The following is a 10,181-nucleotide window of genomic DNA, read 5'->3' on the forward strand; positions in this document are numbered from 1 at the left end:
CAGTGTAAATCTCCCTGGATAATATCAATGATGTTGATTTTTTCATTTTATGCTGAAGCTCAGGAAAACCGAACCCAAACACAAGGTACAAACCGCCCTGTAATTCAAGCCAGATTATCTAATGAAGACCCGGTTATAGACGGTAAAATAATTGGCGATTCATTTTGGGAAAACATAGAGCCAATTGGTGATTTAACACAAATCAAGCCTAATATCGGGGCTCCTGCTTCCGAAAAGACAGTAATAAGGGTTGCTTATACAGATAAAATGTTTTATGTGGCAGCTATCTGCTATGATAGTAATCCGAAGGCAATAGTAGTTTCTGACTCAAGAAGAGATGCTGATCTGACAGATGAAGATAGTTTTCTATTTATCCTCGACACCTATAACGATACTCAAAATGGTTTTTTATTCGGAACCAATGCAAATGGCATGGAATACGATGCTCAAATTGATAATGAAGGCAAAGGAACTAATAATACTAACCGCCAGCAGGGAGGTGTAATTGGTGGTATAAACTTAAACTGGGATGCAGACTGGGATGTTAAGACTCATATTGGAGATTACGGATGGAGTGCAGAGTTTGCTATTCCACTGCGTTCTCTGAGATTTACAGCAGGAGAAAACCTGACCTGGGGTATCAATTTTGAGAGAAACATTAGCAAAAAGACGGAAACTGCTTACTGGGCAGCAATTCCAATAGGTTTTGACCTGAAAAGATTGTCCATGGCAGGTAAGCTGGATGGATTAAATCTCAAAAACCCAGGCAATTTCAAAATATTTCCATATGTACTTACTCAGGCAGTTAACAACAGGTCTTTAGTGCCTCATAAAACTGATACAAATTTTGAGGCCGGAATGGATTTGAAATATAGTGTAACGCCAAGTCTGACATTAGACTTAACCTATAACACTGATTTTGCTCAGGTTGAAGTAGACGATGAGCAAGTTAATTTGGATCGGTTCAACTTATTCTTTCCTGAAAAAAGGCCATTTTTCCTCGAAAATGCAGGTCAGTTTACGATGGGCAGTCCGGGCGAAGTAGATTTATTCTTCAGTCGTAAGATTGGTATTAGTGGCAATGGAAATATTATCCCAATCACTGGAGGAGGACGGGTTTCAGGTAAAATAGGGCAAACCAATGTGGGATTATTAAGCATGTTTACAGATGATGTCCAAAGTCTTGGAATAGATAAGAATAGTTATAACATGGCCAGAGTAAACCACGATTTTCCAAAACACAGGTCTTCCATTGGTGGGGCATTTATAAACAGAACTGGAATGGGAGATCGCAATGATGATTACAATCACGTCATGGCGGTAGATGGGAAATGGGGTCTGGGCCAAAAGGCACAAATCACCGGGTTTTTAGCTAAAAGTGCAACACCCGGAATTACCGATTCTGATCATTCATATAAACTTCAGTTCAGTTATAATTGGGAAAGATGGGAACTTAGAGCTGCTTATACTGAATTAGGTGAAGGATTCAACCCGGAAGTAGGTTTTCTTCAACGGAGTGCTTTCAGGAAACCTGAATTTTTTATCCAGCACAGATGGAGGCCAGATAATTTGTTGAACCTATTAGAACTCAGGCCTCACGTCTCCTATAGACAATATGCCGATTTTAATGGAAATTTAGTTACAGGATACCTCCATATTGACAATCATTGGGTTTGGAAAAGTGGTCTGGAAATACACTCAGGCATTAATTATACAACAGAAGGTGTTGTGCAAGACTTTAATTTATCAGGGGTTTTAGTGCCCAAATCAACATATAAACATAATGAACTGCAACTGGTTCTGATAACCAATCAAAATAAAGCAGTTTCATTGAATGCCCGATCTATTATAGGAGGATATTTTGGAGGAGACAGAATAGCGACAACAGCAACTGTAAAAGCCAGAGTTGGAGATAAATTGAATTCATCCGTCATTGTAAATCACAATATATTAAATCTGCCAAACGGGGAATTAAAAGCTATTGTACTTGGGAATCGTCTGGCTTATTCCTTTACCCCACGTATGTTTGTTCAGAGTTTAGTTCAATATAACAACAGGTCAAGAATTACTTCTGTTAATGCAAGATTTGGCTGGCTTCAAAATGCAAATAATGGTTTGTTTGTCGTAGTTAATATCGTAAAAGATAAAGATTTGCTTGACCTGCTGGATACCCGGAGCCTGACCTTAAAATACACCCGCAGCTTTGATTTGTTGAGTTTATAAATATTCCTGCCAGCGCAAGGGCAGGGTTTTGCCGGGCTGCCCCTCCCGATGAAAAACAGCTCGGGGTAAAATAAACCTTGCCGTAGGAGGTATCTTCCGGCTATTCATAATTTGAAATGGAACGCGATTTCTTGCCGGAAATACCCCGGAGGAAAGGGCTGAACTAAGCAATAAAACACAGGTATTGCTTTCCAAAATCAATTATCTCGGCTCCATAGCTTCATGAAATCAATTACAAGGATTTTTACTCCTAATTTATGCCGAACTCAGGTTAACTAAGGTTATAACAGCTTATCAATTCTCTTGTAGATTTCTCATTTTTACTCTCGCAAAGACGCCAAGATGCAACAGCTTACACATTATATATATTCATAATAGATAATATATTTGCCTCTCTGCGTCTTAGCGAGAGCCTTGTTTTCATTCCATTTGATCAGTATTCTCATTGTTGGTGTGCGCCAGCGGAGAACATCAATCATCAAAAATTTTTTTATAACCAAAATTTGGTATTACCAAAAAAAGGTTATATACTTGTCTGGAAACAAATAATAAACAATGCAAAATTTGAAAAAACCGAAATCACACCTCAATACGCCCTAAATGCAAATAATCATTAACGACCATTTTCTAGGTGAAGTGGCGAAAGGTACATACCATGGAAAGCTACCCTTTCCTAATGAGGTGTTAATAGGTTTCAAGAGGAGACTGGCACAGATGAAGGATATGCAAAGCACCCAGGATTTACGTAATCTGAAAAGTTTGCATTTCGAGAAACTAAAGGAAAAAAGGTATGATGGCAAATATTCCATCAGGAATAAAGCTTATCGTATCATTTTCGGTATAGATAAAGAGGGTGGTTTAGAGATTATTGAAATAGATGAGATCAACAAGCACTACTCATAGAAGATAACAACAGAGTATTACAGACATGGATCTAATTAAAGACAATAAGGGTACTGTGCTGACTATCGAAGCATTTCACCCGGGCACATTTCTTGAGGAAGAGATTGTCGAACGCGGATTATTAAAAAAAGATGTGGCTAGAGATTTGGAAATTCTTCCACACCATCTAAGCGAGATCTTTGCCGGCAAAAGAAATATTTCGGCTAAACTTGCAATAAAACTTGAGAAGCTATTGGGTGTCAGTGCTGCTTATTGGGCCGGACTACAGCTATCGTATGACTTACAGCAAGCCCGACAAGTCGAATATGCCTGATTTTTATTGAGGATTTACAAAGCAATGACATCGCTGGTCATACTTTAAGTATTGGGAGATTCCCGATTTGTAGGAACCTGTAGTTATAGGTTGACATGCGTTGTTAGGGGGATTGTGGAAGTTCCCGCATTCGCTATAATCGAATCGATTCAGTTAAAAATCCATATATCCATCGAGTTTTCGCAGCTTCTCAACCCTCTTCTAGAATTTTTCAAGTTTTACTATCGCAAAGACGCTAAGACGCAAAGGCTTACACATTTTTTACATTCATTTTAGATGATATATTTTGCGTCTCTGCGTCTTAGCAAGAGCCTTTTTAACATTTTCCATGCTCCCTGCTTTCCGTCGTTTAAAAACCTCTGTAAAATAGAGACCCCACCTATCCAAACTCCGGTCCAATAATCGCAAATTGATTTCCTGGCACCCCCTTAAAACGGTTAGTCCCCCGAAACATTCTAATAAAATTTCGTTGCTCTGTAAAACCAATTCCGTTCAGCCAGGCTATCCATTCGGGTTCAAAATGCAAAACATCCAAAATAACAGGAGACCCTGCGCATTTATTTAATGCAGCATTTACAAGATCCTTAGCAATACTGATGTTTGCAGCTATAATTGGCCCGATATGCATAAAGTCATGTCCATACCTCCCCATAGAATATCCCTTAATTTCATTTCCCTCTTCAATCAGAAAGGCAAATCCCGGTGCTTTCTCCCACATCCAGTTCAACAATGACTCACGATTTGCACCAAAGATTTTGCTGTCAAATTCGATCACCCCGGACAAATCTTCCTTACGTATTGCTCTGGCTATTGTAGGATGAAATATCTCCTCCGCATGCAACATATTCATCCGGGACAAGGTGTACTCATCAACAAAATTCAATTTCAGATAGACCTCCCGGCCTTGCGGTGTAGCATCCAGTTTTAAAGTTTCTTCACTGTGCAAAAGTTGCAGAGCTTCCTGCAATAATTGCTGTCCTATCCCCTTTCGCCGGAAATCAGGGTCAACCAATACCATGCCTATCCAGCTAAATGAATGTTCATATGTGATAGTAGTAACCGTTCCCACAATTTGATCCTCAAATATGGCTACCATACAGGCACCCGGACTATTCTGCAGAAATATCTGCCAATCCGCCTCCATTTGATTCCATTTGGCTTTACGACAGAGCTTTAAACCCTCTGGGATATCAGCAGGAGCCATAGTTCGATACTTAATCATCGATACTTGACAAATATTGAATTGAATAATACAAAAAACCCTTCCTAACCATAGTCCCTAGTCGATAATTACACATTCGATACTTACTGTCCGTAGACTTAAGCGAAGCGTGTCTACGGATTATTAAATGATTAAGAGTCTTAAGACTCGCCTGCAAGAAGCCATGAAGGAATTATACAAACCATATACCCCCCTATCTTCTAATCAATAATCACAGATTCAATATTCAGATAATTGGCAATTTTCTGAATTGTAGCGGCATGATGACCTACACCAAGCGCAAAATGGTGTGTAGGCCCTTCCTTGGTCCATCGGCGAAGAAAAATCCGCACATCCTTCTTAAAAAAGCCACGCGTATTGGTATTACCCGTTGCAGGAATCGGCCCTTCTACCGATTCCCCTTCTGCAATAACAAATTTAAATTTCCCCTCAAAAGTTGAGCTGATACTTAATATCGTAATTGGCCCTTCCTTTATCTTGAATTCTACACCGGCACCAAATCCCGGTTTTCCATGATATTTTTTCAGACTGCGTAAAACGGGCCTGCCTTCAGCAATGGCAATATTATGGGGACCATCATGGCCAACCAATACAAAATCATCCTTAAAATCAACCGGATGAAATTCGGCAAAACTACCCCCAATATTTAAGCGATCCATAATCAGCATGGCCATGCAGGTTTTGATATCTGATTCGCCACACATCGGAAAACCAGAACCTGTTAACAGGGAATTGCCTACAGTCAGGTTAGACATGACCAGCCTTGTAGTACTATTATCCTCTGCCTCGTAATAATAAGCCAAACCATCCAATTGTTTCTCATCCACAAATTTTTCAAGGGCTACCGTAACTTTTGCAGCAGTAACTAAATCTTCCTCTTTGAGCTTTTCTGATATTGGGTCTGAAACAGGATCCGGTGTATCGAAAAAATCAAGGATTCGTTCTTTTGCCGCTTTAATTTCGCTATCGCTTACCTTTTCATATTGTGAAACTATTTCATGTGCCTCACATTGAATAATATGTGCACCAAAATGAGCAGTTACCATCGTAGCATCCGTGTGCATATCAAGCATTGCCTCTATGGGATGACCGATATGCCCAATCCTTACGGTTTTCACATCATGCAATACCTTAGCGATCCGGCAATATTCTTCTATTTCAACTTCTGAGTCCGGGTCATCATGCAAGGTTCCGATAATCATTTCAGGAACTTTTTTACCCATCCTCACCGCAACCCCCGCAAATTCAGGTAATGAGCAAATATCATCGTTGTATAATTGCATGTATGTACTTGCATTGGCATAATCGAGGGCTTTATCAGGCTGCAATGCCACCATCACAATAGGCACATCTATACTTCTGATAATAGTCCCAAAGGTGCTGGAAGTGGCATAAGTAAGCATATCGCAAAAAATCAGATCCAGGTTGGCTGCTTTTAATACCGGTACCAGATCGTAAGCACTTTTTACATTATCTATAATGCCAAAATCTATAACCTCCACCTCATGTTTTTGCAATTTTTTGAGGAAAACATCTTGCTTGGCTTTCAGGGCATCCAGTAAACCTTCAAACTGGTTCCAATATTTATAATAACCAACTCCAAAAACACCGATTTTTGCAACGGTCTGCTTTCTCCGCACAATATATGGTTGCAATCCTGTTTTGGATTTATTTTCTAAGTTTTTATTCATTTTTTTAAGAGTAATTCTAAATGTTAATCTAAACTATATTTTGACTAATTGGATACCTGTTTTGTCTCAAAATTAAATGGCTGGATCCGGCGAATAAAAACCATAAACAGGATAAAAGCCAGAGGGTAAAGAATTCCCGATGCAATCCAGATAGGCGTGTATGAATAATTTTGCACAATTAAGCCAATTAAGGGATTGATAATTAGGCCTGAAATAGCCCCTGCAGTCCCCGATAGTCCAACGACAGTGGAGGTTCCATTTTTACCAAAAATATCCGAAATAGCGGTGATGTAATTCGTGATCCAGAAACCATGGGCAAACATGATTACAGCCATTAAGGCAAGGGCCATTTCTACTGTTGAAACCCATGCGATGAAGGGAGCAACAATGGTGAGCAGGGCAGCAATACCCATAACTGTTTTTCGGGCACGATTAATTGAAAAATTATTTTTAACAAGTTTATCCGAAAACCATCCTCCAATAATATTGGATATCCCTAATGCAAGGAATGGGATCCAGAAGAGGTTCCCTATTTGTTCAAAAGAAACATTTCGCTCGGCATGCAGATATTTTGGAACCCAAAACATAATAAAATACATTACTGGGTCAAGCAGAAACCGAATTAGGATGAAGATACAGGCTGCCCTGTTCTTCAGGATAGTAATAAAAGGTATCACTGATTGTTTGACAATGCTCTGGTTTTTATTTGTATGACTATTTTCACCCCATGGAATATATAGCCAGATAATAACCCAAACAATTCCGGCAATTCCCGGGATGATAAAGCTCCATCTCCATCCAAAATGACTTGAAATTAATATGATTAATGGTGGAGCTATAACGGCACCTATAGCAGCTCCGCCTATTGCAATACCATTTGCTAATCCCCGTTTTTTCTCATCGAACCATTCATATACCGTTTTTGCAGCTCCGGGAAAGCAAGCTCCCTCTCCCATTCCCAATAAAAACCTGAAGGCTACCAATTGATAAAAACTCGTCATCACCCCATGCAGGCCACAGGCAACAGACCAAACCCCAACAGCTACCGCCAAACCAATTTTACTGCCCCAGGTATCGATTAATCTGCCACCCACAGTAAACATCAGGGCATAACTTATTAAAAAAGCTGTATTTACGAAGCCATATTCTACATCTGAAAACTTAAATTCCGCCTGGATTTTTATGATAGTCATCGATAAAACCTGACGGTCTAAGAAACTCAAGCCTGTAGCAACAAACAGTAATGCTAAAACTAACCAGGGGAGATAGCTTTTTTTCATAGGCAGGCCTTCATGCTATTGTGAATTTTTTCTTTCATATAATTTAGCTTGCTTGAATTTTCATTATCTCTAATATAATGGTTCTTAATTGTTTTTATAATTAAGTACAATCTTTGAAGGACTCTTTGGAAATTCCGGGGTTTTAAGCAACGGAATCCCGGCTATGTTGAGTAAAAAAGATATCTCTATCTACCCACTGGCCGTATAGTTTAGCAAATCGCCTAATGATTGTAGAATGATGAAGAGTCCCGCCTATGCTGTTGTCTGAACCATGATCCAGATGATTTATTTGATATTATGAATCATTTCAATCATGCTAATCAAAAAAATCATAGTTCAGACAAAATGCCACAAGCTATGCGTAGAGGTTCCAGCGATTACCAAAATTGATATTAAGCACAACATTAGTTTTTAAACTCATCAGATGAGTTCAAATCATCTGATGAGTTTAAACGATAAGTTTAATGGCTGTTGTACAGTTTTGGCGTAGGACCCACGAATTGTCTAATGTTAAGGTTCTCCATACTCCCCAACCAATAAAATAAATTTCCAATGATTTAGTCCTCAATTAATAAGGAATCCCCTCAACCAAAACCACATTCCCTGCTTTATCAAAATACGTGCAGGTCATTTTGTCCATGCAAACTTCCCATTTTTCGATACCGAAGGCTGCACACATTCTGATGAAGCTCAAAAAATCTGTTTCAGCCCGCTGGTGTGCTTTCAACCCCGCTTTAAATTGCTCAATATCAGTTGAGTTGGCAATAAGCAAAGCTTCATATTTTGCAGGCACTTTTGCCGTATAATCCATGGAACCATGATAGTCAATATGACCATCTATGACATAAGATTCATAATGAGTGACACCCATTGCCTTAATTTCCCGGATGTATGCAGGGAAGTCGGCCCCTGATTTCACCTTGCTGTGAGCAGCTTTAATCTGATCTACTGTAAATATTTTTCTTGATTTGTTGTTAAACGGTTCAATGAATTTGATGCAATCCTGATGCTCAGAACCAGCCCATAAGTTTGAAGTTTAGCCATGGCTTAGCATTAAGATTACCATTCAAAAATGCATCACTAAAAATCCGTCCCATTGTAGAAAATCGTTTTTCTACAAAAAGCGCTTAAAATGTTCGGGGGTATCACCTGTAAATTGTTTGAAATCCTTGATGAAGCGGGCCTGATCGAAGAAATTGTTTTCGTAGCAGATTTCAATAAGTGATTTTGCATTCAGATCGTTGAGAACTGCATTGATACGGACAATGGAAGCAAATTTTTTAGGTGTAGTTCCTACCACTTTCCGGAAGCGTTTTTCTAAGGGACTCTGGCTGATAAAAAGTTTATCATTGAGTTCACTGATCCGGATAGTTCCTTTGCTCTGATAGATAAGATTAAGCGCTTCAAGATTGAGTTTATCGGTTTGAATGTCTTTGAGTTGCTCAGTAAAGTAAACCAGTATAGTTCCAGTGCCGCTGAACTTTTGAATACTTTAAAGCTGTCTGATATTCCTGTCACTCCTGCCTTAGCCAGCTTACTTAAAGTGCTATTCTTAATTGATGAGAGTTGGCCTTTATACTGAAAGCCGATAACCAATCCTGAGGACGGAAATACTTTATACTCTTTTTCCAGGTCATTCTCCGATACGACCAAGAATTTGATGTAGGGTTTTAACGTATCGATCGGAGAATATTTATCGAATTTCATTGCGTGCCTTCTGGTTCGATATGGGCAAGTCCAATGGGACTACCACAAACAAAAATACCCTCTCAAACAAATGAGAGGGTATTTATTGTAATTTTTGGGCTAATTAGTTTTTAACTGAATCAACAGCAGCAGCAGCAGTTGAATCAACAGTATCGATTTGTGCTTCTAAAGAATCAGTCATTACTTCTGCAGTAGAATCAATTGTGTCTGCAGCTGCATCTTCAGTTTTGTTTGAGTTACAAGCAGCAACTGAAAGAGAGATAGCTAAAGCTAAGAAACCGAATTTGAATAAGTTTTTCATTGTTTAGTTTTTAATTTGAGTTTAACGATATTTCTTAATACAGATTTCCTAAAAAGGTAACCCAAAAAAAAATTTTAAAAAACTTATTCTTGAATTTACCAGGAAAAACCATTCTTAATACCCGTAGATTTAAGCGAAGCCTGCCCAGGGATTATTAACAAACCTAAGTTCGAAATCAAGGAGGAGTAAAAAAAAAATTACGGATAGAGTTGTCTGATAAGGCTCCGAAGCCACGATAATTGATTTTTTGAAACCAATACCTGTGTGTCATATGCTAGTTCAGTCCTTTCCTACGGAGTATTTCCAGCAATAAATCGCGTTCTAATTCAAATTACGAATAGCCAGAAGATACCTCCTCCGGCAAGGTTTATTTAACCCGGAGCTGTTTTTCATTGGCACGGGCAGCCCGGCAATAGCTTAGAGCTTTGGGCTTTCGGCTGTGAGCTTTAAGCGTGAGGGGGGGGGGGACGTAACTGAAATGAAAATTGCGGAGGACCATTTGATGAGGAGGGTTCTTCCCACCGGACTCTGGTGGTGGAGA

At 39.2% G+C, this 10,181-nt stretch carries 10 protein-coding genes; 3 read left to right on the top strand and 7 right to left on the bottom strand.

Annotated elements, in window-relative coordinates; translation table 11 throughout:
* Positions 1-27: 27 nt before the first annotated feature.
* The 3 genes from Q8S11_RS06395 (at position 28) to Q8S11_RS06405 (ending at position 3,439) form a co-directional block, all read left to right on the top strand.
* Entirely contained in the window at positions 28-2,223 is a 2,196-nt protein-coding gene (locus tag Q8S11_RS06395; RefSeq protein WP_305661250.1) for a carbohydrate binding family 9 domain-containing protein, read from the top strand.
* A gap of 600 nt (positions 2,224-2,823) precedes the next feature.
* A complete protein-coding gene (locus Q8S11_RS06400) occupies positions 2,824-3,126 on the top strand; it encodes a type II toxin-antitoxin system RelE/ParE family toxin (RefSeq protein ID WP_305661251.1) in 303 nt (100 codons plus the stop codon).
* Between the two features lie 25 nt (positions 3,127-3,151).
* Positions 3,152-3,439 carry a HigA family addiction module antitoxin gene (locus tag Q8S11_RS06405; protein WP_305661252.1) on the top strand — a complete coding sequence of 96 codons (288 nt, stop codon included), beginning with the start codon at positions 3,152-3,154 and terminating at the stop codon, positions 3,437-3,439.
* 379 nt (positions 3,440-3,818) lie between these two features.
* Here Q8S11_RS06405 and Q8S11_RS06410 read toward each other — a convergent pair whose 3' ends face one another.
* The 7 genes from Q8S11_RS06410 to Q8S11_RS06440 form a co-directional block, all read right to left on the bottom strand.
* The gene (locus Q8S11_RS06410) at positions 3,819-4,661 is read right to left on the bottom strand and encodes a GNAT family N-acetyltransferase (protein WP_305661253.1); all 843 of its coding nucleotides are present in this window, start codon (positions 4,659-4,661) and stop codon (positions 3,819-3,821) included.
* 200 nt (positions 4,662-4,861) lie between these two features.
* On the bottom strand, positions 4,862-6,352 hold the full coding sequence (locus Q8S11_RS06415) for an L-fucose/L-arabinose isomerase family protein (protein ID WP_305661254.1): 1,491 nt from the start codon (positions 6,350-6,352) through the stop codon (positions 4,862-4,864).
* A 44-nt stretch (positions 6,353-6,396) separates the two neighbouring features.
* Positions 6,397-7,632 carry an MFS transporter gene (locus Q8S11_RS06420; RefSeq protein ID WP_305661255.1) on the bottom strand — a complete coding sequence of 412 codons (1,236 nt, stop codon included), beginning with the start codon at positions 7,630-7,632 and terminating at the stop codon, positions 6,397-6,399.
* 568 nt (positions 7,633-8,200) lie between these two features.
* On the bottom strand, positions 8,201-8,629 hold the full coding sequence (locus tag Q8S11_RS06425) for a DUF1398 domain-containing protein (protein ID WP_371135131.1): 429 nt from the start codon (positions 8,627-8,629) through the stop codon (positions 8,201-8,203).
* A gap of 117 nt (positions 8,630-8,746) precedes the next feature.
* On the bottom strand, positions 8,747-8,932 hold the full coding sequence (locus Q8S11_RS06430) for a helix-turn-helix domain-containing protein (protein WP_305661256.1): 186 nt from the start codon (positions 8,930-8,932) through the stop codon (positions 8,747-8,749).
* Between the two features lie 17 nt (positions 8,933-8,949).
* Positions 8,950-9,339 carry a hypothetical protein gene (locus Q8S11_RS06435; protein WP_305661257.1) on the bottom strand — a complete coding sequence of 130 codons (390 nt, stop codon included), beginning with the start codon at positions 9,337-9,339 and terminating at the stop codon, positions 8,950-8,952.
* A 103-nt stretch (positions 9,340-9,442) separates the two neighbouring features.
* Positions 9,443-9,640 carry a hypothetical protein gene (locus Q8S11_RS06440; protein ID WP_305661258.1) on the bottom strand — a complete coding sequence of 66 codons (198 nt, stop codon included), beginning with the start codon at positions 9,638-9,640 and terminating at the stop codon, positions 9,443-9,445.
* Positions 9,641-10,181: the final 541 nt, after the last annotated feature.

This window comes from Daejeonella sp. (assembly GCF_030695525.1).
Classification (GTDB): domain Bacteria; phylum Bacteroidota; class Bacteroidia; order Sphingobacteriales; family Sphingobacteriaceae; genus Daejeonella.

What these genes read in the sequence shown, in the direction of transcription:
- Q8S11_RS06395 (WP_305661250.1), top strand. Translation starts at nt 28, where the DNA reads ATGATGTTGATTTTTTCATTTTATGCTGAAGCTCAGGAAAACCGAACC.
- Q8S11_RS06400 (WP_305661251.1), top strand. Translation starts at nt 2,824, where the DNA reads ATGCAAATAATCATTAACGACCATTTTCTAGGTGAAGTGGCGAAAGGT.
- Q8S11_RS06405 (WP_305661252.1), top strand. Translation starts at nt 3,152, where the DNA reads ATGGATCTAATTAAAGACAATAAGGGTACTGTGCTGACTATCGAAGCA.
- Q8S11_RS06410 (WP_305661253.1), bottom strand. Translation starts at nt 4,661, where the DNA reads ATGATTAAGTATCGAACTATGGCTCCTGCTGATATCCCAGAGGGTTTA.
- Q8S11_RS06415 (WP_305661254.1), bottom strand. Translation starts at nt 6,352, where the DNA reads ATGAATAAAAACTTAGAAAATAAATCCAAAACAGGATTGCAACCATAT.
- Q8S11_RS06420 (WP_305661255.1), bottom strand. Translation starts at nt 7,632, where the DNA reads ATGAAAAAAAGCTATCTCCCCTGGTTAGTTTTAGCATTACTGTTTGTT.
- Q8S11_RS06435 (WP_305661257.1), bottom strand. Translation starts at nt 9,339, where the DNA reads ATGAAATTCGATAAATATTCTCCGATCGATACGTTAAAACCCTACATC.
- Q8S11_RS06440 (WP_305661258.1), bottom strand. Translation starts at nt 9,640, where the DNA reads ATGAAAAACTTATTCAAATTCGGTTTCTTAGCTTTAGCTATCTCTCTT.